This window comes from Actinoallomurus sp. CA-150999 (assembly GCF_050942425.1).
GTDB lineage: Bacteria > Actinomycetota > Actinomycetes > Streptosporangiales > Streptosporangiaceae > Actinoallomurus.
On sequence record NZ_CP192063.1, the window covers coordinates 11,787,101 to 11,810,847 of the forward strand.

The 23,747-nt window shown below is 70.5% G+C and carries 32 protein-coding genes and 1 tRNA gene; 11 read left to right on the forward strand and 22 right to left on the reverse strand.

Features of this window, described 5'->3' with window-relative positions; all coding sequences use genetic code 11:
- Positions 1-16 precede the first annotated feature (16 nt).
- The 3 genes from ACQP2O_RS54585 to ACQP2O_RS54595 are packed head-to-tail and all read right to left on the reverse strand — an operon-like array spanning position 17 to position 2,657.
- Positions 17-676 (reverse strand): response regulator, encoded by a 660-nt coding sequence (locus tag ACQP2O_RS54585; RefSeq protein WP_433178624.1) that lies wholly within the window; start codon positions 674-676, stop codon positions 17-19.
- The gene (locus tag ACQP2O_RS54590) at positions 673-1,827 is read right to left on the reverse strand and encodes a histidine kinase (RefSeq protein ID WP_433178626.1); all 1,155 of its coding nucleotides are present in this window, start codon (positions 1,825-1,827) and stop codon (positions 673-675) included. The genes ACQP2O_RS54585 and ACQP2O_RS54590 overlap by 4 nt, the downstream gene beginning before the upstream one ends.
- Positions 1,824-2,657 (reverse strand): lysostaphin resistance A-like protein, encoded by an 834-nt coding sequence (locus tag ACQP2O_RS54595; RefSeq protein ID WP_433178628.1) that lies wholly within the window; start codon positions 2,655-2,657, stop codon positions 1,824-1,826. Before ACQP2O_RS54595 ends, ACQP2O_RS54590 begins: the two co-directional genes overlap by 4 nt.
- A 253-nt stretch (positions 2,658-2,910) precedes the next feature.
- Between ACQP2O_RS54595 and ACQP2O_RS54600 the strand changes: the two genes are divergently transcribed.
- The gene (locus ACQP2O_RS54600; protein ID WP_433178630.1) at positions 2,911-3,321 is read left to right on the forward strand and encodes a VOC family protein; all 411 of its coding nucleotides are present in this window, start codon (positions 2,911-2,913) and stop codon (positions 3,319-3,321) included.
- A 135-nt stretch (positions 3,322-3,456) separates the two neighbouring features.
- Here ACQP2O_RS54600 and ACQP2O_RS54605 read toward each other — a convergent pair whose 3' ends face one another.
- The 5 genes from ACQP2O_RS54605 to ACQP2O_RS54625 all read right to left on the reverse strand — a co-directional run bounded on the left by ACQP2O_RS54605 (position 3,457) and on the right by ACQP2O_RS54625 (position 6,779).
- Positions 3,457-3,888 (reverse strand): hypothetical protein, encoded by a 432-nt coding sequence (locus tag ACQP2O_RS54605; RefSeq protein ID WP_433178632.1) that lies wholly within the window; start codon positions 3,886-3,888, stop codon positions 3,457-3,459.
- Positions 3,889-4,068: 180 nt separating this feature from the next.
- Complete coding sequence (locus tag ACQP2O_RS54610; protein ID WP_433178634.1) at positions 4,069-4,791, reverse strand: DUF6882 domain-containing protein; 723 nt, start codon at positions 4,789-4,791, stop codon at positions 4,069-4,071.
- Positions 4,784-5,416, reverse strand: coding sequence for an AAA family ATPase (locus tag ACQP2O_RS54615; RefSeq protein WP_433178636.1), 633 nt, complete (start codon positions 5,414-5,416; stop codon positions 4,784-4,786). The genes ACQP2O_RS54610 and ACQP2O_RS54615 overlap by 8 nt, the downstream gene beginning before the upstream one ends.
- A 7-nt stretch (positions 5,417-5,423) precedes the next feature.
- Positions 5,424-5,777, reverse strand: coding sequence for a zf-TFIIB domain-containing protein (locus ACQP2O_RS54620; protein ID WP_433178638.1), 354 nt, complete (start codon positions 5,775-5,777; stop codon positions 5,424-5,426).
- A 120-nt stretch (positions 5,778-5,897) separates the two neighbouring features.
- Positions 5,898-6,779 (reverse strand): helix-turn-helix transcriptional regulator, encoded by an 882-nt coding sequence (locus tag ACQP2O_RS54625; protein ID WP_433178640.1) that lies wholly within the window; start codon positions 6,777-6,779, stop codon positions 5,898-5,900.
- A gap of 257 nt (positions 6,780-7,036) precedes the next feature.
- On the opposite strand from ACQP2O_RS54625, the gene ACQP2O_RS54630 reads away from it, so the two are divergent.
- From ACQP2O_RS54630 to ACQP2O_RS54640, 3 genes are all read left to right on the forward strand, one after another.
- The gene (locus tag ACQP2O_RS54630; RefSeq protein WP_360882335.1) at positions 7,037-7,438 is read left to right on the forward strand and encodes a (R)-mandelonitrile lyase; all 402 of its coding nucleotides are present in this window, start codon (positions 7,037-7,039) and stop codon (positions 7,436-7,438) included.
- A 56-nt stretch (positions 7,439-7,494) separates the two neighbouring features.
- Entirely contained in the window at positions 7,495-8,511 is a 1,017-nt protein-coding gene (locus tag ACQP2O_RS54635; protein WP_433178642.1) for a zinc-dependent alcohol dehydrogenase family protein, read from the forward strand.
- Between the two features lie 72 nt (positions 8,512-8,583).
- Complete coding sequence (locus tag ACQP2O_RS54640; RefSeq protein ID WP_433178644.1) at positions 8,584-8,961, forward strand: DUF2255 family protein; 378 nt, start codon at positions 8,584-8,586, stop codon at positions 8,959-8,961.
- A gap of 52 nt (positions 8,962-9,013) precedes the next feature.
- Here the strand turns inward: ACQP2O_RS54640 and ACQP2O_RS54645 are convergent, their stop codons facing one another.
- Together ACQP2O_RS54645 and ACQP2O_RS54650 are read right to left on the reverse strand one after the other, a co-directional pair.
- Positions 9,014-9,715: an HAD family hydrolase gene (locus ACQP2O_RS54645; protein WP_433178646.1), complete on the reverse strand. Its 702-nt coding sequence runs from the start codon at positions 9,713-9,715 to the stop codon at positions 9,014-9,016.
- Between the two features lie 9 nt (positions 9,716-9,724).
- Positions 9,725-10,519, reverse strand: coding sequence for a helix-turn-helix domain-containing protein (locus ACQP2O_RS54650; protein WP_433178648.1), 795 nt, complete (start codon positions 10,517-10,519; stop codon positions 9,725-9,727).
- Between the two features lie 131 nt (positions 10,520-10,650).
- Between ACQP2O_RS54650 and ACQP2O_RS54655 the strand changes: the two genes are divergently transcribed.
- A complete protein-coding gene (locus ACQP2O_RS54655; protein ID WP_433178650.1) occupies positions 10,651-11,664 on the forward strand; it encodes a zinc-dependent alcohol dehydrogenase family protein in 1,014 nt (337 codons plus the stop codon).
- 57 nt (positions 11,665-11,721) lie between these two features.
- Here the strand turns inward: ACQP2O_RS54655 and ACQP2O_RS54660 are convergent, their stop codons facing one another.
- Positions 11,722-12,324 carry a short chain dehydrogenase gene (locus tag ACQP2O_RS54660; protein ID WP_433178652.1) on the reverse strand — a complete coding sequence of 201 codons (603 nt, stop codon included), beginning with the start codon at positions 12,322-12,324 and terminating at the stop codon, positions 11,722-11,724.
- A gap of 72 nt (positions 12,325-12,396) precedes the next feature.
- Between ACQP2O_RS54660 and ACQP2O_RS54665 the strand changes: the two genes are divergently transcribed.
- A complete protein-coding gene (locus ACQP2O_RS54665; RefSeq protein ID WP_433178654.1) occupies positions 12,397-13,296 on the forward strand; it encodes a LysR family transcriptional regulator in 900 nt (299 codons plus the stop codon).
- A 106-nt stretch (positions 13,297-13,402) separates the two neighbouring features.
- Here ACQP2O_RS54665 and ACQP2O_RS54670 read toward each other — a convergent pair whose 3' ends face one another.
- On the reverse strand, positions 13,403-13,843 hold the full coding sequence (locus ACQP2O_RS54670) for a MarR family winged helix-turn-helix transcriptional regulator (protein WP_433178656.1): 441 nt from the start codon (positions 13,841-13,843) through the stop codon (positions 13,403-13,405).
- A 108-nt stretch (positions 13,844-13,951) separates the two neighbouring features.
- Here ACQP2O_RS54670 and ACQP2O_RS54675 point away from each other — a divergent pair, with 108 nt between their 5' ends.
- Positions 13,952-14,302 carry a DoxX family protein gene (locus ACQP2O_RS54675; RefSeq protein ID WP_433178658.1) on the forward strand — a complete coding sequence of 117 codons (351 nt, stop codon included), beginning with the start codon at positions 13,952-13,954 and terminating at the stop codon, positions 14,300-14,302.
- On the opposite strand, the gene ACQP2O_RS54680 is transcribed toward ACQP2O_RS54675, so the two are convergent.
- Complete coding sequence (locus ACQP2O_RS54680; protein WP_433178660.1) at positions 14,277-15,512, reverse strand: MFS transporter; 1,236 nt, start codon at positions 15,510-15,512, stop codon at positions 14,277-14,279. The two genes, ACQP2O_RS54675 and ACQP2O_RS54680, sit on opposite strands and share 26 nt — an antisense overlap.
- Before the next feature lie 78 nt (positions 15,513-15,590).
- Here ACQP2O_RS54680 and ACQP2O_RS54685 point away from each other — a divergent pair, with 78 nt between their 5' ends.
- The 3 genes from ACQP2O_RS54685 (at position 15,591) to ACQP2O_RS54695 (ending at position 16,782) form a co-directional block, all read left to right on the forward strand.
- On the forward strand, positions 15,591-16,190 hold the full coding sequence (locus ACQP2O_RS54685; RefSeq protein WP_433178662.1) for a CGNR zinc finger domain-containing protein: 600 nt from the start codon (positions 15,591-15,593) through the stop codon (positions 16,188-16,190).
- Positions 16,191-16,254: 64 nt separating this feature from the next.
- Entirely contained in the window at positions 16,255-16,449 is a 195-nt protein-coding gene (locus ACQP2O_RS54690) for a hypothetical protein (protein WP_433178664.1), read from the forward strand.
- Between the two features lie 27 nt (positions 16,450-16,476).
- On the forward strand, positions 16,477-16,782 hold the full coding sequence (locus tag ACQP2O_RS54695) for a type II toxin-antitoxin system VapB family antitoxin (protein WP_433178666.1): 306 nt from the start codon (positions 16,477-16,479) through the stop codon (positions 16,780-16,782).
- Here the strand turns inward: ACQP2O_RS54695 and ACQP2O_RS54700 are convergent, their stop codons facing one another.
- The 6 genes from ACQP2O_RS54700 to ACQP2O_RS54725 form a co-directional block, all read right to left on the reverse strand.
- Positions 16,783-17,919, reverse strand: coding sequence for an alpha/beta hydrolase (locus ACQP2O_RS54700; RefSeq protein WP_433178668.1), 1,137 nt, complete (start codon positions 17,917-17,919; stop codon positions 16,783-16,785). It abuts the gene before it with no gap.
- 129 nt (positions 17,920-18,048) lie between these two features.
- Positions 18,049-18,960: a phosphotriesterase family protein gene (locus ACQP2O_RS54705; protein ID WP_433178670.1), complete on the reverse strand. Its 912-nt coding sequence runs from the start codon at positions 18,958-18,960 to the stop codon at positions 18,049-18,051.
- A complete protein-coding gene (locus tag ACQP2O_RS54710; protein WP_433178673.1) occupies positions 18,957-19,352 on the reverse strand; it encodes a carboxymuconolactone decarboxylase family protein in 396 nt (131 codons plus the stop codon). Before ACQP2O_RS54710 ends, ACQP2O_RS54705 begins: the two co-directional genes overlap by 4 nt.
- Positions 19,349-19,927 (reverse strand): DUF4865 family protein, encoded by a 579-nt coding sequence (locus ACQP2O_RS54715; protein ID WP_433191533.1) that lies wholly within the window; start codon positions 19,925-19,927, stop codon positions 19,349-19,351. The genes ACQP2O_RS54710 and ACQP2O_RS54715 overlap by 4 nt, the downstream gene beginning before the upstream one ends.
- 26 nt (positions 19,928-19,953) lie before the next feature.
- The gene (locus ACQP2O_RS54720; RefSeq protein ID WP_433178674.1) at positions 19,954-20,526 is read right to left on the reverse strand and encodes a TetR/AcrR family transcriptional regulator; all 573 of its coding nucleotides are present in this window, start codon (positions 20,524-20,526) and stop codon (positions 19,954-19,956) included.
- Positions 20,527-20,603: 77 nt separating this feature from the next.
- The gene (locus ACQP2O_RS54725) at positions 20,604-21,092 is read right to left on the reverse strand and encodes a hypothetical protein (protein WP_433178676.1); all 489 of its coding nucleotides are present in this window, start codon (positions 21,090-21,092) and stop codon (positions 20,604-20,606) included.
- A 273-nt stretch (positions 21,093-21,365) separates the two neighbouring features.
- Between ACQP2O_RS54725 and ACQP2O_RS54730 the strand changes: the two genes are divergently transcribed.
- Entirely contained in the window at positions 21,366-22,358 is a 993-nt protein-coding gene (locus tag ACQP2O_RS54730) for an aldo/keto reductase (RefSeq protein WP_433178678.1), read from the forward strand.
- A gap of 324 nt (positions 22,359-22,682) precedes the next feature.
- Here ACQP2O_RS54730 and ACQP2O_RS54735 read toward each other — a convergent pair.
- The 3 genes from ACQP2O_RS54735 to ACQP2O_RS54745 form a co-directional block, all read right to left on the reverse strand.
- A tRNA-Ser gene (locus ACQP2O_RS54735) sits at positions 22,683-22,769 on the reverse strand.
- Positions 22,770-22,780: 11 nt separating this feature from the next.
- Entirely contained in the window at positions 22,781-23,263 is a 483-nt protein-coding gene (tadA, locus tag ACQP2O_RS54740) for a tRNA adenosine(34) deaminase TadA (RefSeq protein WP_433178680.1), read from the reverse strand.
- A gap of 11 nt (positions 23,264-23,274) precedes the next feature.
- Positions 23,275-23,724, reverse strand: coding sequence for a tRNA adenosine deaminase-associated protein (locus ACQP2O_RS54745; protein WP_433178682.1), 450 nt, complete (start codon positions 23,722-23,724; stop codon positions 23,275-23,277).
- Positions 23,725-23,747: the final 23 nt, after the last annotated feature.

Genomic DNA, 23,747 nt, shown 5'->3' on the forward strand with positions numbered 1-23,747 from the left:
GGCGCACCTGGCGGACTCAGGTCACCAGGCCGTTGCGGTAGGCGTAGACCACCGCCTGCACGCGGTCGCGCAGGTCGAGCTTGGTGAGGATGCGGGACACGTACGTCTTGACGGTCTCCTGACTGATCACCAACGTCGCGGCGATCTCGCGGTTGGACAGGCCGTCGGCGATGAGGCGTAGTACCTCCAGTTCGCGCGGGGTCAGCGCATCCTCGTCCGGCGTGCTCTCCGCGGGGCGGATCCGGGCCGCGTACCTGCCGACGAGCTGTCGGGTCACCTCGGGTGCCAGCAGCGCGGCGCCGGTCGCGACGGTGCGGATGCCGTGCAGCAGTTGTGCGGGTGGGGCGTCTTTGAGCAGGAATCCGCTCGCTCCCGCGCGGAGCGCCTCGTAGACGTACTCGTCCAGGTTGAACGTCGTCACCACGAGCACCTTGGTGGGATGTTCCACCCCGGCGCCGGCGAGCAGGCGGGTCGCCTCGATGCCGTCGAGGACCGGCATCCGTACGTCCATCACGACCAGGTCCGGGTTCAGTCGGCCGGCGAGGTCGACCGCGGCGCGGCCGTCTCCGCACTCGCCCACCACCTCGAGATCGGGTTGCGCGTCGATGATCGTGGCGAACCCGGTGCGGATCAGCGCCTGGTCGTCGCAGACCAGGACCCGGATCGGCGCGTTCACGACGGGTTCTGCGCGGGGATGCGTGCCCGCACGAGGAAGCCGCCGTCCGGCCGTGCGTCCGCGCTGAACTCGCCGTCCAGGGCCGCAACGCGTTCGCGGAGCCCGGCCAGGCCCCGGCCGCTCCCTCCGAGGGAGCCGGTCGGTGAGCCGGAACCGTCGGTGCTGACCTGCACGGTGATCTCTCTTTCGTCGTAGCGCACGCCGACCACGGTGCGGCTGCCGTGGGCGTACTTGAGGGCGTTCGTCAGGGCTTCCTGCACGACCCGGTAGGCCACGAACTCGGCGCTGCGGGCCGAGTGCGCCGGCCTGCCCTCCTTGGTGAACTCCACCGGTTGTCCGGCCCGGCGGGTCTGCTCCACGAGCGTGTCGAATTCGCCGACGGACGGTGTCCTGGCGTCGGTGTCGTGGTCGGGTTTGAGCAGGTCGAGCAGGTGCCGCAGGTCGGTGATGGCCTGCCGGCCGGTGTCGGTGACGGCGGTCAGGGTCTGATCGAGGCGTTCGGGGGCGGCGGTCAGGTAACGTGCCGCCTCCGCCTGCACGACCATCGCGGTCACGTGGTGGGTCACGACGTCGTGGAGTTCGCGGGCGATTCGGGTGCGCTCGGCGGTGCGGGTGGCCTCGGCGACGTGGCGGCGGCGTTCGGCCTCGGCGGCCCGGGTGGAGCGCAGCCAACATCCGATCCCCCAGGCGAGGACCAGCGCCAGGTAGAACACCACGAATCCGGACAGCCGCTCGGCCCCGCCGAGCCGATGAAGCGCGATCGCCAGCGGAACGTACGCCGCTGAGAAGAGGACCGCGGTGACGCGCCGGTGACGTTCCAGGTGGGCGCCCGTGCTCATCAGCGCGATGGGCAGTGCGGTGCCCGCTACCTCGTGGTAGCCGCGGAGCTGATCGAGGGCGAAGCCGACCACCACCAGGACGGCACAAACGGCCGGCCACCGTCGGCGCACGGCGAGTGGGAGGCACTCCAGGGCGACCGCCACGACGGCCAGCGCGTCGAAGGGGCGGGTCGGCAGGTCGCCGAGCTGCGTCCCGAAGCCGTGGAAGGCCGGCAGGAGCGATCCGACGGTCAGCACCAGCGCGAGCGGAAGATCCCGGACCATGACGTCACACCGCCGCCACAGGTCCGTGACCCACCGGAGATCGATCACTGGGCGAGGGTAGCGGCCGCGGCGGCGCGGGCGCTGCGCCGGCGAGGGACCAGGTTGCCGCGCCGGTGGGCCACCCACAGGAACACGACCGTCATCAGCACGCCGATCACGACCGTGTACGGGCTTGCCTCCGGTCCGAACCGGCCGCCGGTGAGCAGGGCCGGGCCCGAAGTCACGCCGTGCAGCAGCCCCTCGGTCTTGCCATTGCCGGACACTTCGGTGCCGAAGATGCCGGCCTCGGCGAAGTTCCAGCCGAAGTGCAGGCCGATCGGCACCCACAGGGAGCGGGTGGCGGCGTACGCGGCGGCGAGCGTGCCGCCGGCCTCGATCGCGATGGCGATCGCGCCCCACAGGGTGGCGTCCGGGTTGAGCAGGTGCCACCCGCCGAAGAGCACGCTGGTCAGCACCAGTGCCATCCACGTGCCGACGCGTTCCTCCATGATCCGGAACAGGACGCCGCGGAACATCAGCTCCTCGGTCACGGCGGCAGCGGCCATGAAGCCGAACAGCCCGACCGCGCCCGTCACCGACCCGAAGCCGTCGACCCGGTAGTCGCCCAGGAAGGCGATGTTCACGATGACGGCGCCGAACCATCCGACGCCGATCAGCACCCCCAGGCCGATGCGGGTGGTGGCGCCTTTGGCCGCCACCTCCACCGGTGCGCGGCGCTCGGACCACCGCACCGTCCAGGCGTACACGAACACCGCGAGCACGGCCGTCGCGACGCCGACGACCAGGCTCAAAAGTGCGTTCCCCCGCACCGCGGTCACGACCTGGCCGCCGACGAAAGCGACCGCCACTACGGGCAAGAGTTGCTTCAACAAGCGCATGACGACTCCCTTGCGCGATTCCTCTGCGCGATTCCTCTGCGCGATTCCGCTGCGAGATTCCGCGGCCGGAGCGCCGCGGCGATGTCGAGAACGCTATGGATTCGACGGCTTGGAATCGTCACCGCGCAGTGGACACTCGCGGGTAGCTCGCACGGGGGACAACGGGATCCCGTCGCGTGTCACTGAAACAGGTCGCCAGACCGGTCAGGAATCGAGAAGCGCCGGTCAGCGGGCCGCGCCTAGCGTTACGGCCATGGACATCACCATTCACTGGACCTTTCTCCCGCACGACGACCCGGACGCCTCCCTGGCCTTCTATCGCGACGCTCTCGGCTTCGAGGTCCGCCAGGACGTCGGAAGCGGCAAGATGCGCTGGCTCACGGTCGGCCCTCCCGGCCAGCCCGGAACGTCCATCGTCCTGCACCCGCCGGCCGCCGACCCCGGCATCACCGAGGACGAGCGCCGGATCATCGCCGAGATGATGGCCAAGGGCACCTACGCCCGCCTCGTCCTGGCCACCGCCGACCTCGACGGCACGTTCGAGAAGGTACGGGCGGGCGGCGCCGAGGTCGCCCAGGAGCCGACGGAGCAGCCGTACGGGACGCGCGACTGCGCCTTCCGCGATCCCGCGGGCAACATGATCCGCATCAACGAACTCCGCTGAGCCTCCCGGACAACGCATCGGGCCGGCACCCAATGGGGTGCCGGCCCGATGCGTTAACAGCTCTCATTCAGGTCGAGGACCAAAGCGCCTCTGTGGAGAGTCGCGCGTCTCGATCGCCGATGTCAGATGAAGCCGTCAGCACTTGATCATGTACAGCCCCGACTGGCGCTTGTCACCGATCTGCTCGTGGTTCTTGTTCTCGAACCACGCCACCGACTTCACCCCGTGCCAGGTGCCCTTCTTGCCACACTTCAGGTCCTTCGACCCGATGCCGCCCGAGACAGGGTGGGGGACCGAGCCGCAGTTCCTGGTGGACTTGTAATTGCTCACCTGCACGCAGACCCGGGTGATCGAGGTCTTGGCCTTACTGAGCTCGTAGAAGGCGCTGGCGTGCAGCCAGACGACCTTCTTCTTCACGAGGCGACTCGGCTTCTGCGCCGTGAGCTTCACCGACTGCACGCTGACGGAACCGGTCGCCGCGGTGGCGGCGTCGGCGGCCGGAGCGGCCAGTGTCATCGCTGCGAAACCCGCGGCGATGGCGACAGGCGCCAGCTTCGCTCGTTTCATGAGTTGTACCTCCTTGGCGGGGAAGCTGCGTACAAGGAGTTGATCTTGCCCGACCGGCGACGGCCTGAGACAGAGTCCGAAGGCCCATCTATCCAGGCTGCGAGTTGAAGCTCAGGACCTATGGAGAACGCCGGATCGGGCCGTACGAACACGTCGCGACGGAGCGAGAGCGGGCGGCCGCTACGCGCCGGGTGCCGACAGTGAGGCATTGATGTTCGCGACGCGGCCGTGCTGGTCGAAGTCGATGGCCGCTTCGAAACCGGGCCCGGTGAGGGTGAGCTTGGCGTAGTCCGGGCTGAACGCCGCGCCGAGCCCCCGCCGTACCGCGTAGGCGTGCAGCGCGCGCCGGTGGTCGGTGATCCAAAGGCCGGAAAGCGCCTGCTGGATGAGGCGCATGACGCGGGCGGGCTCGGGCGGTGGCAGCTGGAAGTCCGGGTGCTCGATGAGGAACGCGGCGCGGGTACCGCCGCCGACCGGGCCGTTGTAGGAGGTCCAGTTGGCGCTCACGGCCTTGGCGGCGTCGGTGAGGATGCCGACGACCACGGCCGGTTCGGTAGGTGAGCCGGGCAGCGCGTCGAACGGGACCTCGGGGGACGAGAGCTCCGCGATGCCGTGCTGCTGCCCGAAATCGCGCAGCGTCGCGGACAGCGCCGTCACCGGCTCCGGGAATCCGGACGGGTTCGCCCAGCCCCACATCCACGACTGTGGGCCGGGAGCGGCGCTGCCGAGCAGGTGGAGGCCGGTGCAGGTGAGGGGCCGGCTCCCGGTGAATTCGAACAGCGGAGCCTGCAGGTCGGCGTGCCAGCTGTGCTCGCCGAGGACGTCCCCCAGGTGCAGTTGGTGTTCGAGGGAGAATATCGCCGCGTCGTCGAGGAGATCGGCCAAAGTGAGGGCTTCAGGCATGTGCGGCAGCGTACTTCTCGTCCTCGAGCACCCAGGCGCAGACCTGATCGGCGGTGGCCGGGGCGGTGGCGCTCGTCGTGTCCAGGAGCCGCACCGGCGGTGTCATCGAGGCGGCCTCGGCGCGGACCCAGTCGTTGTACTCCAGCATCTCGGCGATCCGCGGCTCGGACCATTCCCGCCACGCCGGGCGCGTCCGGAGCCGGGCGGCGAGGACGTCCGGGTCGCAGGTCAGCGCGAGGTATCTGATCTCCGTGAACAGCGCCCGCTCGGGCAGCGGCTCGAACTCGGGCGGCACGACGGTGCCGCACAGCAGCACCGGCCGGCCGTTCTGCTGGATCATCGCGGCCATCGCCAGCCACGCCGACCGGAAGCGTACGGGGTCGTGGAGGCCCGCCTGCCAGAGCACGTCCTGTTCCAGAACGACGAAACGCCCGCCCAGCCGCTCGACGAGAAGCCGGGCCACGGTCGACTTGCCGCAGCCGCTGGGGCCGGTGAGGGACCACAGGGGAAGCCGGACGAACGGCTGCCGGTGACCGCACTCGGCGCAGATGACGGCCGGCGGCTCGGCGACGACCTGGGGTGAGTCCGCGCGGGCCTCGCAGCGTGCGCAGATGAGCGGATTCACCGGACGCTCAGTCGAAGAGCTCCTCGAGGAAGCTCCGTTTACGACCTTTGCGGCCGTACGGCGGGGGTGAATCCTTGTAGTGCCCATGTTGGGGGGCGTGGCCCGGGTGGTACGGAGGCGGCGAATCACGGTGCCTCTGGTACGGGGGCGGAGAGTCGCGATGCCCCTGGTACGGAGGCGGGGAGTCGGAGTAACCGCCGGGGTAGGGAGGCGGCGCGGCATAGTGCCGTTGCTCCGCCGTCATGATCTGCTCGAGCTCACCACGGTCGAGGAAGATGCCGCCGCAGCCGGCGCACTGCTCGATGTGGATGCCTTGTCGGTTGAACGTCTGCATCGGGCTGTGGCACTTGGGACAGGTCACAGCACAAGAGTAAACGATTGGCAAAGTCCCCTGGTAATGGATCGGGCGACCCGCCCGCAGCGGGGAGCCTTCCGACGACCGCCTGCCCGGCGGCCGTGGACCCCATCGGAACGGCCGGCCCTACGCGCCGGGGCCTTCGGCGGATCCGACCTCCTCCGTCTCCACGCTCGCCGCCCAGCTCGCGAGGAGGTTGAGCGCGTCCTGGGCCGGAGAGCCGGGTTCGGCGCTGAACGCGGTGAGGGTCAGGCCGGGGTCGGCCGGCAGCGGCATCGCCTCGAAGGGAAGGGTGAGGTCGCCGACGACGGGGTGGTGGAAGTTCTTGACGCCGGTGTGGTGCAGGCGGACGTCGTGCGCGGCCCACAGGGTGCGGAAGTCCTCGCTGCGGGTGGCCAGCTCGCCGATGAGGTCCTGCAGGGCCCGGTCGTACGGGTCGCGGCCGGCCTCGGTGCGCAGCAGGGCCACGGTGGTGTTGGCCGAGTCCTCCCAGTCGGGGTAGAAGTCGGCCGCGCGGGGGTTGAGGAACCGGAACCGGGCGAGGTTGACGGGCCGCGCCGGGTCGTCGAAGGCCGGTGAGTACAGGGCGCGGCCGAGCCGGTTGGCGGCGAGGACGTCCAGGCGCCCGTTGCGCACGAACGCCGGTGCGTCGGTCATCGAGTCGAGGAGGTGCTGGACGCCGGGGCGGATCCGCTGCTGCGGGGAACGGCGGCGCCGCGGCGTGGAGTTCGCCGCGCGGGCCAGGTCGAAGAGATGCTCGCGCTCGGCCTCGTCGAGCCGCAGCGCGCGCACGATCGCCTCGAGGACGCTCTCGGAGACCCCGCTGAGGTTCCCCCGTTCGAGGCGGTTGTAGTAGTCGACGCTGACCCCGGCGAGCATGGCGACCTCCTCCCGCCGGAGCCCGGGAACGCGCCGCTTGCCGCCGTACGCGGGCAGTCCCGCCTGCTGCGGAGTGATCCTGGCGCGCCGGGAGGCCAGGAACTCCCGAACGTCGTTCCTTCGGTCCACCGCCCCAGGCTACGTACGCCACGGGCGCTTTGGGGTGTCCTGTCATTACATGTAACGGCAGAGCCTTCTTTGCCCTGAGCACCGGTTGTTACATGGGTAGTGCGAGCGAAGCCACGCCTTGCCGCCGGTCGCCGACCTGGAGCGACCCGGCTACGCGCCGCTGCGGCAGGCGGCGGGCCTGAGCCGCACATATCCGCTTCCGCCGTGCGCGCCGAAGCGGCGACACCTCACCTCAGCGCGAGATCAAGGAGAACGCGATGGAACTGCTTAAGCAGCCGCCGACCGCCAAAGGGCCGGCCGAGTGGTTCACCGGTGACGTCTGGTTCAACGCGATCTACCGGGGCGATGAGCCCTCTCGGGCTCGGGCGAACCTGGTCAGGTTCACGCCCGGGGCCCGTACCGCCTGGCACTCGCACGGGCTCGGCCAGACGCTCTTCATCGTCGAGGGCGTCGCGCTCATCCAGTCCCGTGGTGGGGAGCTCATCGAGGCCCACCCGGGCGACGTCGTCCACACCCCGGCGGGTGAAGAGCACTGGCACGGGGCCGCCCCGGACCGGTTCATGAGCCACCTCGCGCTGTGGGAGGGCGACGACGTCTCCTGGCTCGAGCATGTCACCGACGCCGAGTACGAGGGCCCCCGCGTCAGCACGCGCCGCTGACCCATCGATCACATCGACCGAGCGGGCTCGGCCCGCCCGAGAGCAAGGACACCAAAATGCGCGGAGCCGTCATTCACGCTCCCGGGGACGTGCGCTTCGAACAGCGCGACGACCCGAAGATCATCAAGCCCACCGACGCGATCATCCGTACGGTCGCGACCTGCGTATGCGGGTCGGACCTGTGGGCGTACCGGGGCATCGATCCGGTCACCGAGCCACAGCCGATGGGCCACGAGTACGTCGGCGTGGTCCAGGAGGTCGGCGGCGAGGTGACCTCGGTCAAGCCGGGCCAGTTCGTCATCGGCTCGTTCGCCACCTCGGACAACACCTGCCCCAACTGCCGCAACGGCTACCAGTCCTCCTGCGTGAACCGTGAGTTCATGAGCACCTGCCAGGCCGAGTACGTCCGGATCCCGCAGGCCCAGGGCACCCTGGTGGCCACCCCCGACCGGCCCGCCGACGAGCTCGTGCCCAGCCTGCTCACCCTCTCGGACGTCATGGGCACCGGCTGGTACGCCGCCATGGCGGCCGAGGTCAAGCCGGGCTCCACGGTCGCCGTCGTCGGTGACGGCGCCGTCGGCCTGTGCGGGGTGATCGCGGCCAAGGAGCTCGGCGCCGAGCGCATCATCGCGATGAGCCGTCACGAGTCCCGTCAGAAGCTCGCCCGCACGTTCGGTGCCACCGACATCGTCACCGAGCGCGGCGACGAGGGCGTGGCCCGCATCAAGGACCTGACCGACGGCGTCGGCGCCGACTCCGTGCTCGAATGCGTCGGCACCAGCGAGGCGATGCGGCAGGCTCTGCGCTCGACCCGTCCCGGCGGGAATGTCGGCTTCGTCGGCGTTCCGCACGGCGTGGCCATCGACGGCGAGGAGCTGTTCTTCTCCCACGTCGGGCTGCGCGGCGGACCCGCCCCCGTACGCGGCTATCTGCCCGATCTCATCGACCGGGTCTGGGCCGGCCGGATCGACCCCGGCAAGGTCTTCGACCTGACCCTGCCGCTCGAGGAGGTCGCCGAGGCCTACCGCGCCATGGACGAACGCCGCGCCATCAAGGCTCTCCTGCACCCCTGACGCCCAGCGGTGGCAGCTGCATCGAACCTGCGGCTGCGGCCATCACCGCCGCTACACGAAGGAGGCAGACCGATGACGACGTGGACGAGCGACGAGCTCGACAGGATCGCGACGGCGGACGAGCTGCGGATCGCGCCGCTGCGAGACGACGGCACGCCGCGCACGCCGGTGCCGATCTGGGTCGTCCGTGACGGCGACGACCTGTACGTCCGCTCCTACCGGGGCCGCGACGGCTCCTGGTTCCGCGCTGCGCAGGCGAACGGCGAAGGCCACATCCGCGCCGGCGGCGTCGACAAGGACGTCGCCTTCGTCGAGGAGGCCGACCCCGGCGTCAACGACCGGGTCGACGCCGCGTACCGCACCAAGTACGGCCGCTACAGCGCGGCCTACGTCGACCCGATGGTCGCCCGCGACGCGCGCGCGACGACCCTCAGGATCGTGCCGCGTTGAGCGGAGGTTCCGAGGGCCCGTGACGCGGGCGACTGAGCCGTCGCGCGCCAGATCAGGGGGCGCTGATGCCGAGGACCGACCGGACGACGTCGTCGGTGTCGGAGAGGTCGGCGAGGACGAGTTCCGCACCGGCCGCCCTGAGCGCCGCCTCATCGCTCGCACCGGTCGCCACGGCGACGACCCGGGCGCCGCCCCGGTGACCGGCCAGGACGTCGTGCGGCGTGTCACCGATCAGAACGGTGTGCGCGGGATCGAACGAGCCGCCGTACTTCTCGGCCGCGCGTTCGCGGGCCAGCCCGACGAGCGGCGGGCGTTCCACGCCGTCGAACCCGAAGGCGCCGATGTCCAGGTCGACGAAGCGGTGCAGGCCGAACGCGGTCAGTTTGGCGGACGCGATCGAATCCATGTTGCCGGTGAGGACGGACTGCACGACCTCGGGCCGGGCCGCCAGTGCCGACAGTGCCTCTTCGACGCCCGGCAGGATCCGGCCGCGCCTCCGGAGGTCATCGGCGCGGTCCGCGAAGGCGGCCGCCAGCGCGTCGCCGAAGGCGGTCATCACGTCCTCGGTGGGCGTGAGGGAGTGAAACCCCAGCGTTTCGGAGATGATCGCGCGGTCGGTCCGCCCGGCCATGTGCGCGAGGCGTTCGAGAGGGCGGCCGGTGATCTCCTGGAACACCGCCGCGTAGATCTCCGCGCTGAGTCCGGCGATGCTGACCAGCGTGTGGTCGATGTCCCAGAGGACCAGAGTCCGCACGCCGGAATGCTACTGGTGGCGGTCGGCCCGGCGCCGTAGGAGCTCGGCGGTGTCCTGGTCGGCGGGCAGGAACGCCTCTAGGCGGAGTTCGGCGAGGGTGATGTCGGTCGCGGTGGCGAATGACGTCAGCGTGGTGATCAGCCGGAGTTCGCCGTCCGCCGACGCCAGCCGCATCGGCACGGAGAAGCCCAGGTGCTCCGGGCCGACCGGGACTTCGGGTACGTATCCGGCCAGTTCATCGACGAAGTCGTCGAGGCGGGGGTCCGGGCTGCGGCGTGCCCGGGCGCGGAGGTTCTCGATGACGTGCCGGCCCCACTCGCCCAGATTGCGCACCCTTCGCCCCATGCCATCCGGGTGGAGCATGAGCCGCAGCATGTTGACCGGGGGCTCGAGCAGTGCGGGAGACGCGCCTTCGGTGAACACCTCGACGGCGTCGTTGACCGCCACCACCCGGCCGTACGGGGCGATGACGAGCGCCGGGTAGGGCAGATGGCCGTACAGGATCTGCTCCAGCGCGGTCCGGACCGGGCGCAGCGCCTCCTCGTCCAGGCCCGACTCGCTGAAGACCGGTGCATAACCGGCCGTGGTGAGCAGTTCGTTGCGCTCCCGCAGCGACAGGCCGAGAGCCTCCGCCAGCCGGATCACGATCGCGCGGCCGGGCTGGGAGCGGCCGCTCTCGATGAAGCTCAGGTGTCGCTGGGTCGTGCCGGTGAGGATGGCGAGCTCGAGCTGGCTCAGCCGTCGAGCCCGGCGCCAGCGCCGCAACTCCGCGCCGACGCCGATCCGCTCCGTCGTAGTGGTCACAAACGCAGTTCTACCGGGCGTTCGGGGAGGCCGACGATTCCCTCGAGGGAATTGCCGGACGTCAGGTGCCCTCCGGAGGATCACGTCCGGCGGCCCGCCGTGGGCCGGCCGAGACTGTGAGAGGCCATTCGATGAAGAGCTATCACCTCGACCCCGGCCGGGGACTCGCCGGTCTGTCGGTCCAGGAGCACGCCGAGCCCGAGCCCGGACGGGGACAGGTGGTGGTCAGAGTGCGCGCGAACGCCCTCGGCTTCCGTGACCTGATGGTGCTCGCCGACGACTATCCCCTGCCGATCAGACCGGGCGTGGTGCCCGGGTGCGAGGGGGCCGGAGAGGTCGTGTCGGTCGGGGAGGACGTCGGCCGGGTCAAGCCGGGCGACCGGGTCGCGGCCACCGTCTTCCCGTACTGGCTCGACGGCCCGTTCCGGCGGGACAGGGCCGCGCAGCTCGGCACGATGATCGACGGGATGCTCACCGAGTACGCGGTGCTGAGCGAGGACGGCGTCGTGCCCATCCCGGAGCACCTGTCGTACGAGGAGGCCGCGGCGTTCCCACTGGCGGCGGTGACCGCGTGGAACGCCTTGACCAGCGGCGGCGCGCCCCGTCCCGGCGAAACCGTGCTGACGCTGGGGTCCGGGGCGGTGTCGCTGTTCGTCCTGCGGTTCGCCGGGCTGGCAGGTGCCCGGGTGATCGTGACGACCTCCAGCGCCGCCAAGGCCGCGCGACTGCGGGAGCTGGGCGCCGACGAGGTGATCGATTACCGGGAGAACCCCGAGTGGTCGGAGCGGGTACGCGACCTGACCGGTGGCGTGGGCGCCGATCGCGTCGTCGACGCGACGGGCCCGCTGGAGCAGTCGTTGAAGTCCGTCGCGCCGAGCGGGCAGGTGGCCTTCGTCGGCTACTGGCTGTCCGGTGCGGAGGGGGCGAAGCCGATCGATCCGGGGCTTCTCTTCGGCGCGGGCGCGGTGCTCCACCGCGTCGCCACGGGGAGCCGGGCGCACTTCCTCGAACTGAACCGCGCCGTCGCGGCGCATCGCCTGCGCCCCGTGATCGACCGGGTCTTCCCGTTCGAGAAGGTCCACGACGCCTTCGCCCACATCGAGTCCGGCGGCGGCTTCGGCAAGGTGATCGTCAGCCACGCCTGAGGGGCGACGCGGAGGTCGTGGCCGACCACCGGGCGGCCCTGACGCCGCGTCGCCCGCTCATTCCACTCGATAGACCTGCCCGGTCTGGTGGCCTTCGATGGAACGGATGTACGCGGCGGCGGCCCGGCGTACGGGCACGGCGTCGAAGCCGGCGAACGCCGCGTCGTACTCCGGGAGGGACTCCTCGAAGACCGTGGGGCTCACCGCGTTGATGCGCTGCCGGCCCGGAAGCTCGATCGCTGCGGCGCGCACGAACGCCTCCACCGCACCGTTGGCCAGTGAGGCGACCGCGCCCGTACGGATCGGGTCGCGCGCCAGGATGCCGGTGACGAGCGTGTACGAACCGTCCTCGGCGACATGACGGAGGCCCTGGCGGACCAGCTCGACCTGGCTGACGGCCTTGCCCTCCAGTCCGTCCCGGATGTCTCGCAGGTCGAGTTCGGCGAGGGGCCGCCAGGGGACGGGGCCCGCCGCGCACGCGACCGCGTCGACCGACTCGACCCGCTCGTACAGGGCGCCGATGGAGGCGGGGTCGGTGATGTCGACGTAGAGGTCGCTGTCCCTGCGGGAGGCGGTGATCACCTCGTGGCCGCGCTGGAGGAGGACCGCGTGGACGGCTCGTCCGAGGGTGCCGTTCGCTCCGATCAGGAGGATCTTCATGGCGGGAAGCATGACCCAGGCGACATTGTGAAGTCCAGCTACTTCATCTACAGCACTTGTTAAGCTCAACTCATGCTCGAGGTGAAACGCCTGACGATGCTGCGTGACCTCGCCGAGCACGGCAGGGTGACGGCCGTCGCGGAGCTCCACGGCGTGACCCCCTCGGCGGTCTCCCAGCAGCTGCGGGTCCTGGAGGCGGAGGCCGGCGCGACGCTGATCCGCCGAGAGGGACGCGTTCTGCGACTCACCGCGGCCGGAGCGGCCCTCGCGGCGGAGTCCGAGCACGTGCTCGCCGCGCTGGAGCGCGCCGAGGGCGCCGTCCGCGCCTTGGACGCCGAGCCCGGCGGCGAGCTGGACATCGGCTGCGTCCCCAGCGCTCTGCCCACCGTGGCGGCGCCGCTCGTCGCCGAGCTGGCCGTTCGGCACCCTCGGCTTCGGCCACGGATCGTCGAATCCGAGCCGGAGGATTCCGTTCCGCGGCTGAAGCAGCACGGCCTCGATCTCGTGGTGGCGTACCACTACCACCTGCTCGGTTCGCCGCCGCGCAGCGGGATCACCGCGGTCGCGCTGTTCGACGACCCCCTCATGGTCGCCGTACCCGAAGACCTGCGGCACGCGGTGCAGGAGGACGGACTCGGGCCCCTGCGCGACCGATCGTGGATCTCGGCGCCCGCGTCCAGCGCCTGTGACGAGGTCCTGCTGCACGCCTGCCGCAACGCGGGCTTCACGCCGCGGATCGACCACCGCTACAGCGACCTGCGAGCGGCCCTGTCCCTGGTGGCGACCGGGCTCGCCGTGACGGTTCTGCCGAACCTCCTGTGCACCGCCCCGCCGGCAGGCATCGCGCTGCTGCCGCTCCCCGGTCGGGGACGGACCGTCGAGGCGCTGGTACGCGCGGGCACCGAACACCAACCGGCGATCGCCGCGGCCTTGGCGGCGCTCCGTCAGGTGGGACCGCTCCGTGCCACCTGATATGACGGTCTAAGGCGCCCTCGGACCGCTGGGTCCGAGGGCGTGCGCGCTTTCAAGGCCGGATACCGGCGGACCGAAGCCACTGATCGTCCCGGCAGAGACTCCGTCAGGTGTCTTCGGCGCAGCTTCCGTCGTCGGCGCCGGGCCGGACGCGTTCGAGGATGTGCTGCAGCGTGGTGAGCTCGTCGGGGGCCAGGTCGGCGAAGAGCCCCGCCTCGACGACCGCGACGGCGCGGTCGACCTCTTCGAGCAGTTCCTTGCCCCGGTCGCGGATCTCGACGATGTGCCGGCGGCGGTCGGCCGGGTCGCGGCGGCGCTCGGCCAGGCCGGCGCTCTCCAGGTCGTTGAGGATGGCCACCAGCACGCTCGGGTCGACCCGGAGCTCTTCCACGAGGGCCTGCTGCCCCATGGCGCCCTTTTCGGTGAGGAGCATCAGGACGTGGGAGTGGGCGGGCTTGAGACCGTGCGCCGCCAGGGCCTTCTTGATCCGACCGTTGGCGATCTGCCCTGCGTAGGCGAGGGCGAGGCCGGGACGGTGCGAGATCACGCCTCGATGATACAAGCCGCAGATAGTCGGCAAGTGTAGATCATTGAAAGTCTTCAACGATCTGCTACCCTCCATGCTCCATATGTTCCAATCATCGGGAGCCCCGCAATGTTCGTCGCCTATGCCATCGTCGGCCTGCTGCTGACGGTCGCGCTGCTGTTCTCCGCGTTCGCCAAGCTGACCCGCCAAAAGATGATCGTCGAGGGCATGACCGCCGTCGGCGTGCCGCTCGGCATGTTCCCGTTCCTGGCCGCCTGCGAGATCGCCGGCGCGGCGGGCCTGGTCATCGGCCTGTGGTACGGCCCGCTGGGGCTCGCCGCCGCGATCGGCGTCGTCCTCTACTTCATCGGCGCGGTGGGCGCCCACCTGCGCAAGAGCGACTTCAAGGGCCTGCCCAACGCGCTGGTGATGTTGATCATCGCCGCCGTCGTCCTCACCCTGCGGGCGCTGTCTCTTTGACGCGGCGTTCGGTGCACCACGCGAGGAGGGCCAGGACGGGCAGGGCGGCGCCGAAGACGGCGAGGGCGGTCCAGCCGCCCTCGTGGTAGGCGACCGACCCGAACTGTGACCCGACCGCGCCGCCCAGGAACAGGGTCGCGATGTACGCGCTGTTCAGCCTCGCGCGGGCGGTGGGGTCCAGGGCGTAGACGGTGTGCTGGCCGAGGACGAGGGTGGTCTGTACGGCCATGTCGATGAGGATCGCCGCGACGGCGAGCAGGATCACGCTGTGCCGACCCACCCCGGCGACGCCGAAGGAGAGGGCGGCGACGACGAAGGCGACGGCCGTCATCGGGCGGGTCAGTCCCCGGTCGGCCCAGCGTCCCGCCCAGGGGGCGATCAGCGCGCCACCCGCGCCGACCAGCGCGAACAGTCCGACGCCGAGCTGGGAGTAGTGGAACGGCGGGCCGGTGAGGACGAAGGAGATCGTCGTCCAGAAGGCGCTGAACATCCCGAACATCGCGGCCTGGTAGAGCGCCCGCCGCCGCAGCGGCGCGTGCACGCGCACGAGGTGGACGGTCGTGCGCAGCAGCCGACCGTACGAGAGACCGGTGCTGGGGGCGCGGGCCGGCAGCGTCGAGCGGAGCACGAGCGCCAGCACCGCCATGAGAACGGCCGACGTGAAGTAGATGACACGCCAGCCCGCGAGGTCGGCCAGCAGGCTGCTCAGCGTGCGGGAGAGCAGGATGCCGGTGAGCAGGCCGCTCACCACCCGGCCGACGATGCGGCCGCGGGTGTGGTCCGGGGCGAGGTCGGCGGCGAACGGGACGAGGATCTGCACGACGACGGAGGTCGCTCCGCTGACGAGCGAGGCGGCCAGGAGCACGGGGAACACCGGCGCGGTCGCGGAGACGAGCAGCGCCGCGCAGGTCAGCAGGAGCAGGGTGGAGACGAGGCGCCGGTTCTCGATGCGGTCGCCGAGGGGGACGAGGAACACCATGCCCGCCGCGTATCCGACCTGCGTCACGGTGATCAGGCCGCCCGCGGCGAGGCCGCTGATGCCGAAGGAACGGGTGAGCTCGGCCAGGAGCGGCTGCGCGTAGTACAGGTTCGCGACGGTCAGGCCGCAGGAGACCGCGAGCAGCAGCACCAGCCAGCCCGGCGGCCCGGATTCGGGAATGGATCGGGCGGATTGCGATGCCTCGGTGGGGGGAGAGGGTCGGGGGGACACGGCACCTCACAAACAGAACCTGTTTAACTGGTTCTCCAGACGGTACCAGTTAAACCGGTTCCGGAGTTAAGGTGGGGCATGGCCACGACGAGCGACACCGTGCGGTTCCGGGAGGGAGCAGGCCGACTGTGCCTGGACTTCATCCGCACCCTGCGGTACCGGGGGATGCCCTCAGAGGCGGAGGAGCTGCCCGACGGCGCCGCACTGGCCGCCTGGATCCGACAGTGCGGCTCGTACCGGCTCGACGAGACCGTCGCGCCGGGCCCGGACCAGGTCACCCGCGCCCGTGAGCTCCGGGAGGCGGTCCACGCCCTAGTCATCGCGGCCCTCCGTACCGGAGAGCCGGCGTCCTGCGGCGACGCCGCCCGAGATCACCTCAACCGGGCCGCCGCCGCCCCCGTACCGGTGCCGAGCCTCGACGCGTCCGGGCAGGTCCGGTGGCGGGCGGACGACCCCGTCACGGCGACGCTCGCCCTGATCGCGCGGGACGCCCTCGACCTCGTCACCTCGGCCGCCATCGCCCGCGTCCGCGAATGCGCGGGCCCGCGGTGCGGGGCCCTCTTCCTCGACGGTTCACGGCCGGGCACCCGGCGCTGGTGCTCGATGGGGACCTGCGGCAACCGCGCCAAGAAGACCACCCTCCGCGACAAGGCGAGAGCCGTCTCACCCGAGGTTTGATCTTCGTCCTGTGGGAGATCTCTTGGGCGTCTCGGGGGACGCGGATCTACCTCAGGAGGCAACGATGTTCGTCTTGCTCGCGGCGGTCTGCTTCGCCATCGCCCTGCTCGCGGACTGGCTCGGCAAGGGCTCGGACTTCTTCAACTATCCGACCCTCGACACGCTCGGACTGCTGTTCATCGCGCTGCACCTCGCCGGGTTCGGCACCCGATACGACTGGCGGGCGCGTGGCCGGGCCTGGCGGACGAGGCGCCGATGAGGTCGCACCCGCATTAAACTGCATGGCGTGATCTTCAAGGCAGTAGGCGAGGGCCGCCCTTACCCGGAGCACAAACTCAGCTCCCGGGACTGGGCGAGCGTTCCCCCACGCCAGGTCCGCCTCGACCAGTTGATCACGACGAAGGCCGGGCTGGACCTCAACTCCCTGCTGGCCGAGGACTCCACCTTCTACGGCGACCTGTTCCCGCACGTCGTTCAGTGGCGCGGCCAGTTGTACCTGGAGGACGGCCTGCACCGGGCACTCCGGGCGGCCCTCCACCAGCGCCTCGTGCTCCACGCCCGCGTCCTCGACCTGGACGAAGGCGCGCGCTAGTCAGCACTTAAGACCGGGACCCGGCGGGCAGGGAGTGGCGCTCCACAGCCGTGGCGTCGCCCACTCGAACATCTTGGGGAACGCCTCCCGCCACGCACCGTAGTTGTGCTGGCCACCCTTGATGATCAGGAACGGTACGTCCGGCTGGAACCGCTTCACCAGGTCGACGAACGCCTGCGCCTGTACCAGGTCGACCTGGACGCCGCTGCCGGTCATCACCCAGAACTTCGGCATCCGGCCGTTCAGGCGCGGCTGCGCCAGCACCTTCAGCGGGGAGTTCGCGTCGCGCAGCGCCTTGTTGCGCGCGAACGGGTCGACCGGCTGCGGCAGCCGGTTGTGCCGCAACGGCTCGTAGTAGCCGCTCAGTGAGGCCGCGATCCCGTACCGGTCCGGGTGCCGCAGCGCCAGGTTGGCCGCGCAGTAGCCGCCCTCGGAGAACCCGGCGATCTCCCACGCGGGACCGGGCGGCTCCACGCGCAGCCGCGAGGCGACGAGGTCCGGCACGTCATAGGCCACGTACGTCTCGTCCTGCTCGCCGCCGACCGTGTTCAGGCACTGCGTGGTCCGGTCCGGTCCGCCGCCGACGTCCGGGATGACGAGCACCGCCGGCTTGGCCTTGTGCGCGGCGATCAGCTTGCGGAACATCCCGGAGATCTTCAGCCGGCCCTCGTAGTCGCCCGGGTTCCCCGGCGCGCCGTGGATGAGCTCGATGACGGGGAGCCGCTGCGCCGCGTACGGGCGCTGGAAGTACTGGGGCGGCAGGTAGATCATGCCCTGACGGGTGATGTTGCTCTTCACCCCGGTCAGCACGGTCTCGAGGGCGAACCCGTTCTTACGCGCATTCCGTTTCTTCACCGCCTCGTTCAGCACCTGGTCGAGGCGGTCTCCGAGGTCGGGCACGCGCGCGACGCTCGCCGGTGCCTGGTTGGTCAGGTCGCGCCAGGCGTCGTCCCAGCTCTGGTAGTAGCCGTAGAACTTGTTCACCAGCGCGACGCCGAACAGCATCGCCGGGGCGAAGGCGACCACCCCGGCGACCATCTTCAGCGCCAGCATTCGCGTTCTGACCAGCCAGTACAGCGCGCTCATGAAACCGATCACGAGCACGGTGAAGGTAAAGAAGCCCTGTGGACCGAACACGACCCTCCCTACCCCGCCTGGCGCTCGGCCGGACGACTCCGGTCAGTAAGCATGACGTCCGTGGCGACGTGTTAGTTCGCGATGCGGCCGACGAGAGCGCCAAGTTTCCTTTACCTTCCGGACAGGTGGTCAGCACCGCCAGTCGACCGCGAACGCCCGCGCCGGGTTCGCCACGAAGATCTTTTCGGCGACGTCCTCGCCCAGATCACGAACGATCCGCGGCCGCATCACCCGCAGCAGGTACGGCATGCCGGGACCGCCGCCGGTCGACGCCCGGGCGGCCGCCGTCGTCGTGTCACCGCCCAGCAGCAGCCGGTCCGCGTGCCCCGCCTCGACGAGCGCGGCGAGCAGGTCGAACAGCCGCCAGTCGGTCGCGTGGTTGGCCCTCGACGGGCCGTCGAACGCCAGGAACGCACCGGCCTCGCCCGCCTCCGCGTGCACACGCGGGTCCGGGAAGCGGTTCAGGTGCCCGAGGATCACCCGCTCCGGAGGCACGCCGTGCCGGCCGCACAGCAGATCGAGGACGTCGAGCGACGCGGTCCCGAGCTCATGGTGCACGCCGATGAGCGTGCCGGTCGCCTGATGGGCCCGTGCCGCCGCGCCCAGCACGGACCGGGCATGCCCGTCCAGCCCGTGAAAGCCGCCCGCCACCTTGATCATCCCGGCCCGGCCACCCCCGTGCATGCCCTCGGTCAGCTCCGTGACGAACAACGCGTCCAGCCGGCCACGAACCTCCCGGAGGACCTCCGGCTCGTAGTGCGCCGCCTGGTGCAGCCCGGTCGCGGCGATCACGTGCACGTCCCCGGCCCGCGAGACCTCCGCGAGCGCGTCCGCGCGCCGGCCCAGCCCGTACGGCGTCCACTGCACGACCGTACGGCCGCCCAGCGCGTGAAACGCCCGCGCCTCATCGATCGCCGCGGGGACGTCGTCGAGCTCCTGCCCCGGCAGCCGCGCACTCCGGAAGAACAGATGGTCGTGAGCGTCGCAGATCCCGAGGTCCTCCGCCGGAACGTCGCCGAGAACGGTACGAGCGGCCCTCACTCCTCGTCCTCCAGCACGGCCGCGGCGACCCTCAGCCCGGCCAGTGCCTTCGGCACCCCGATGTAGGGCGCCAGGTGAACGAAGACCTCCACGATCTCCTCCGCAGTGAGCCCCACCCGCAGACTCGTGCGGACGTGGCCGGTCAACTGCGGGTCCACCCCGCCGAGCGTGGTGAGGGCCGCGAGGTTCACCAGCTGCCGGTCGCGGAGCGACAGGCCGTCGCGCTGGTACGTGCCGCCGAAGAGCGCGGTCACGATCCAGTCGGGGAATCCGGGCGCGAGCTCCTCCAACCATGGAAGCGTGCCCTGCCGGGTCCGCTCGTCCTGGAGGATCTCGAGCAGGCGGTGCCCGGCCTCCCGATCCAGCCGTGCCTCTCGCAGATCGTGGTTCACCACTGCCGCCCTCTCGGAAGATCGTCCAGGCCCGGCGCGGAAAGGTGCAGCACCTCGTAGCGGTCGCCGTCCGCCGCGGCGGGCGAGTCCGCCCAGAGCGTGAAGTGCACGAGCTCCCACCGCCCGGGGTCGACGGCCAGCGCCGTCGTGTGCACGCCGTCCGTACGGGCGTGGCGCCCCAGCTCCTCCAGTGCCGACTCGACCACGCCCGCCGGGTCCACTCCCGCCCCGATCGGCTCCGTACGGCGGGTCGCCGTACGCGGCGTCGCACCGTACGCCGGCCCGCGCTCGAACCCGGCACCCGTCCAGTGCCGCACCCCCGGCCGCCCGAAGTCGTCCACGATCCCGCGGAACCCGCCGCCGCCCCACAGGAAGCGGTTCATGCCGTCCACGGAGTCCCAGAGGTAGAAGGGCGCGTACTGGTTCACCGGCGATCCGCCGACCCCGCGCTCCCGCATCAGGAACGCCTTCAACCCCAGTCCCCCGAAGTCGTCCATGGCCCGCCCCCGCGTCGCCACCCGCTCCCGGATGATCTTCATGTCGTAGTCGGCGGGGAGCGTGATCTCGTACTGCATCGCGTACACGCGTGTGCTCCCCCTCGTCAGACGGCGGTGGTCGTCTGGGCGGCGAGCAGGCCCAACACACCCTTGATCGCGTGCTCGAACGGCTCGACCGACTGAGCGGCCCGGGCCAGCACGTAGCCGCCCTGCAGCGTCGCCACGATCGTCGCCGCCGTGGCGACCGGGTCGAGACCGCCCGGCAACTCTCCGCGCTCCTGCCCCTCCACCAGAACCTCCGCCAGGCGTCCCCGCAGCCAGTCGAACGTCTCCTCCAGGGGCCGCCGGAGCGCCGCGTCCGCGATGACATCCGGATCCTGGGTCAGCCGCCCGACCGGGCATCCGCGCAGGATCTCCCGCTCGCGGAGCAGGTACGTCTCGATGCGCTGGTACGCCGTGCCCGGCCCGGAGAGCTCACGCTCGGCCTTGGCCCGCATCTCCTCGGCACTGCGCCGCACCGCTGCCAACGCGAGATCCGGCTTGCCGGTGAAGTGGTGGTACATGCTGCCCTGACCGGCACCGGCCCGCTGCTGAATCGCCTTGGGACTCGTCCCCACGTACCCCCGCTCCCACAGCAACTCCCGCGTGCTCTCGATCAGCCGCTCCCTGGTATCCATGGAAACGAGCGTACATACCAGTAGGTACAGAAGCAATCGCAAGCCGGTCGAACCCGGGCCGCAGCGACGGTCACGCGCTACGGCGCGTAGACCTGCTGCAGGGAGGTGATCCGCCCGTCCGCGCCGACCCGGACCTCGAAGCCGATGTTCGGGAGAAGCCTCCGATTCTTGGCCAGCGCCCCGACGAAGGCGGCCGCGGTGACCCGGTGCGGGTTGGGTTCCATCCCGTACAGCGGCACCATGAGCACGATCCGAACGTCGGGACTCAACTCGAGCGTCGCGCGCGGACCGGCGACGATGACCTTGTTGTACTCGGTGTACTTGTCCACAACGTGCTTGATCGTGGCCGGCCGGTACGTCACCTCCGTACGCCCGCCCGCACTGTGCGCGCTCACCATGACCGCACTGAGACGACGCGGGGTCGCAGAGGCCCGTACCGTGGGCGAGGTGCCGGCGGCAGACGGCCTCACCGAGGAGTGGTGGCCGGGCGGATCGTTCTTACAGCCGCCGCACAGGGCGGCGGCGAGCGCGGCAAGCGCCGCGAACCGCAGACGGACGGTAGCCACCGGTCCTCCTTGAGTCTTTCACTGACCGATGGTTGAGATCACGTGACGGACGACCCGGTTCACAACAGCTGGTCACGACCTGATCACATCGCGCGCGCCGGCCCCTCCCCAGCGGCCCGCGACGACCATGAATCACTGCACCTCATCGAGGCGTCCGCCACGGGGGCGGCGCACCAGGGCGTCATCTGGCCGTCGGTTGACCTAGAGCCGACTCTAGGCTGAATACTCCCGCCGAACGCCCGACATGGACGGGCCGCAGGAGAGGGATTTGGCGTGAAATACCGCACGATTGGCAGCGGTCCGAAGACTCGCCGTGAAGTCAGCGTGCTGAGCCTTGGCGCGATGCTGTTCGGCACCGCCACGGACGAGGCGACGTCGTACGCCATCCTCGACCGATTCGTCGAGGCCGGCGGCACCTTCATCGACACCGCCAATAACTACGCCTACTGGGTCAACGGCACTCAAGGAGGGGAAAGCGAAGCGCTGCTCGGCCGCTGGCGACGCAGCCGCAACGTCACCGATGAGATCGTCATCGCCACCAAGCTCGGAGGGCGGCCCAACGCTCCGGCGACCGGCCTCACCCACGATCTTGAGGGCCTGTCCGCCCATGTGATCAAGGAATCCTCGGAACGGAGCAGGGAACGGCTCGGGGTGGACAAGCTGGACCTGCTGTACGCACACGCGTATCTCGAGGGTTCCACAGTGCCGCTGGAGGAGACCGTCGAGGCTTTCGCGGGCTTGGTCGAGGATGGCACCGTGGGTCTCCTCGGCGCGAGCAACCACTGGGCGTGGCGACTCGAGCGGGCCAGGAACCTGGCGGCCGCGGCCGGGCTCCCCGGCTATGAGGTATTGCAGTATCACCACTCCTACCTGCGACCGCGCACCGATCTACCGACGCTGCGGTCCAAGGACGGCAACCTCGGCGTGGTCGACGGAAACCTGCTGAGCTACCTGCGAGCCGAGCCCGAGCTCACGCTGGTCGCCTACTCGCCCTTGCTGGGCGGCGGCTACGTACGTGACGACAAGCCGCTCGACGCCGCGTTCGACCACCCGGGCACCCCTCGCCGCCACACGGCGCTCCAGGAAGTGGCCAAGGAGACAGGAGCGACCGTCAACCAGGTGGTACTCGCCTGGCTGCTGGGCGGCGATATCCCGATGATCCCGCTGATCGGCGCCTCCTCCGTCGAACAGCTAGACGAGAGTCTGGCCGCAGTCGACCTGGAACTCACAACGGACCAGCAAGCAACACTCAACGCCGCGTACTAACCCCCACCCGACGCAACCACATCCCAGAACACCTCCGGAAAAGCCAAAGGAGCGCACCGGGGTCGCCCCCGGGCGGAGTCCGGGAAGTCGGGGAAGGCGCCCCCGAAAGAGCACCGAACACGCGGAGGCACGACGCAGCCGCACGGGAGGTCCCGAAGGGTCGCCCCCGGATGGAATCCGGCAGAGGCGAAGGTGCCCGAAGGGCACCGAGCACGGGGGGCGGAGGCGCGGCGCAGCCGCGCACCGGGGGGTCCGGGGGGTCGTCCCCCCGGAAGGAAGCGGAAAAACGGGAAGGTGCCCCCCGAAGGGGGGCACCGAACACGGCGGTGGAGGTGGGATTTGAACCCACGGATGAGTTGCCCCATCACACGCTTTCGAGGCGTGCGCCCTCGGCCACTAGGCGACTCCACCAAGAGGGGAGCCTACCGGAAGTCGGACGGTCCTCGGTCCCGTCGGCCGGCGAAGAATTCGGTGAGCAGGGCGGCGCACTCGTCGGCGAGGACGCCGGCGATGACTTCGGGGCGGTGGTTGAGCCGGCGGTCGCGTACGACGTCCCAGAGGGAGCCGACGGCCCCGGCCTTGGGGTCGAAGGCGCCGAAGACGATGCGGTCGAGCCGGGCGAGGACGGCGGCTCCGGCGCACATGGTGCAGGGCTCGAGGGTGACGACGAGGGTGCAGCCGGTCAGTCGCCATTCGCCGTGGTAGGCGGCGGCCTGGCGGATGGCGAGGATCTCGGCGTGCGCGGTCGGGTCGCCGGTGCGTTCGCGTTCGTTGTGGCCCGCGCCGATGACCTGGCCGGTGGGGGCGAGCACGATCGCGCCGACGGGCACGTCGGCGGCGGCTCGCCGCGCCTCCTTGAGGGCGAGCCGCATCGCCTCGTCGGTCGTCGGCGCTCCGGTGTCCATCACGGCCCCGGCTATCGGAGCCGGTCGTACTCCTCGGCGAACCCGGCTCCTTCGGCGACGACCGAGAGTGCGTCGCCGGGGAGGGTTCGCTCGCCGAGGGCGGTCAGGGCGTCCGGGGTGGTTCCGAGGTCGCCGAGGAGCTCGGCGTCGCCGACCGGGTCGTCGGTGGACGCGTCTTCGGTGTCGAGTTGCGCGCTGAGCATGTCGGCCAGTTCGCTGCCGACGGGGGCTCGGCCGTCGGAGAGGAAGACGCGGGGGTCTTCGCCGTCGTCCAGGCGGACGACGGCGAACCATTCGTCCTCCTGTTCGACGAGGAGCACGACGGTGTCGGCCGCCGTCTCGACGGCGGCCTCTCGCATGATGTCTGCGATGTCGTCGAGACCGGTGACCTCGCTGAAGTCGGGCTCGGTCCCGATCCATCCGGCGTCGCCATGTGCGAACACCGCGGAGAAGTACGGCACGGTTCTATTCTCTCCCGAACCCG

What these genes read in the sequence shown, in the direction of transcription:
- ACQP2O_RS54595 (WP_433178628.1), bottom strand. Translation starts at nt 2,657, where the DNA reads ATGCGCTTGTTGAAGCAACTCTTGCCCGTAGTGGCGGTCGCTTTCGTC.
- ACQP2O_RS54600 (WP_433178630.1), top strand. Translation starts at nt 2,911, where the DNA reads ATGGACATCACCATTCACTGGACCTTTCTCCCGCACGACGACCCGGAC.
- ACQP2O_RS54605 (WP_433178632.1), bottom strand. Translation starts at nt 3,888, where the DNA reads ATGAAACGAGCGAAGCTGGCGCCTGTCGCCATCGCCGCGGGTTTCGCA.
- ACQP2O_RS54610 (WP_433178634.1), bottom strand. Translation starts at nt 4,791, where the DNA reads ATGCCTGAAGCCCTCACTTTGGCCGATCTCCTCGACGACGCGGCGATA.
- ACQP2O_RS54630 (WP_360882335.1), top strand. Translation starts at nt 7,037, where the DNA reads ATGGAACTGCTTAAGCAGCCGCCGACCGCCAAAGGGCCGGCCGAGTGG.
- ACQP2O_RS54635 (WP_433178642.1), top strand. Translation starts at nt 7,495, where the DNA reads ATGCGCGGAGCCGTCATTCACGCTCCCGGGGACGTGCGCTTCGAACAG.
- ACQP2O_RS54640 (WP_433178644.1), top strand. Translation starts at nt 8,584, where the DNA reads ATGACGACGTGGACGAGCGACGAGCTCGACAGGATCGCGACGGCGGAC.
- ACQP2O_RS54655 (WP_433178650.1), top strand. Translation starts at nt 10,651, where the DNA reads ATGAAGAGCTATCACCTCGACCCCGGCCGGGGACTCGCCGGTCTGTCG.
- ACQP2O_RS54660 (WP_433178652.1), bottom strand. Translation starts at nt 12,324, where the DNA reads ATGAAGATCCTCCTGATCGGAGCGAACGGCACCCTCGGACGAGCCGTC.
- ACQP2O_RS54665 (WP_433178654.1), top strand. Translation starts at nt 12,397, where the DNA reads ATGCTCGAGGTGAAACGCCTGACGATGCTGCGTGACCTCGCCGAGCAC.
- ACQP2O_RS54675 (WP_433178658.1), top strand. Translation starts at nt 13,952, where the DNA reads ATGTTCGTCGCCTATGCCATCGTCGGCCTGCTGCTGACGGTCGCGCTG.
- ACQP2O_RS54685 (WP_433178662.1), top strand. Translation starts at nt 15,591, where the DNA reads ATGGCCACGACGAGCGACACCGTGCGGTTCCGGGAGGGAGCAGGCCGA.
- ACQP2O_RS54690 (WP_433178664.1), top strand. Translation starts at nt 16,255, where the DNA reads ATGTTCGTCTTGCTCGCGGCGGTCTGCTTCGCCATCGCCCTGCTCGCG.
- ACQP2O_RS54715 (WP_433191533.1), bottom strand. Translation starts at nt 19,927, where the DNA reads ATGCAGTACGAGATCACGCTCCCCGCCGACTACGACATGAAGATCATC.
- ACQP2O_RS54720 (WP_433178674.1), bottom strand. Translation starts at nt 20,526, where the DNA reads ATGGATACCAGGGAGCGGCTGATCGAGAGCACGCGGGAGTTGCTGTGG.
- tadA (WP_433178680.1), bottom strand. Translation starts at nt 23,263, where the DNA reads ATGGACACCGGAGCGCCGACGACCGACGAGGCGATGCGGCTCGCCCTC.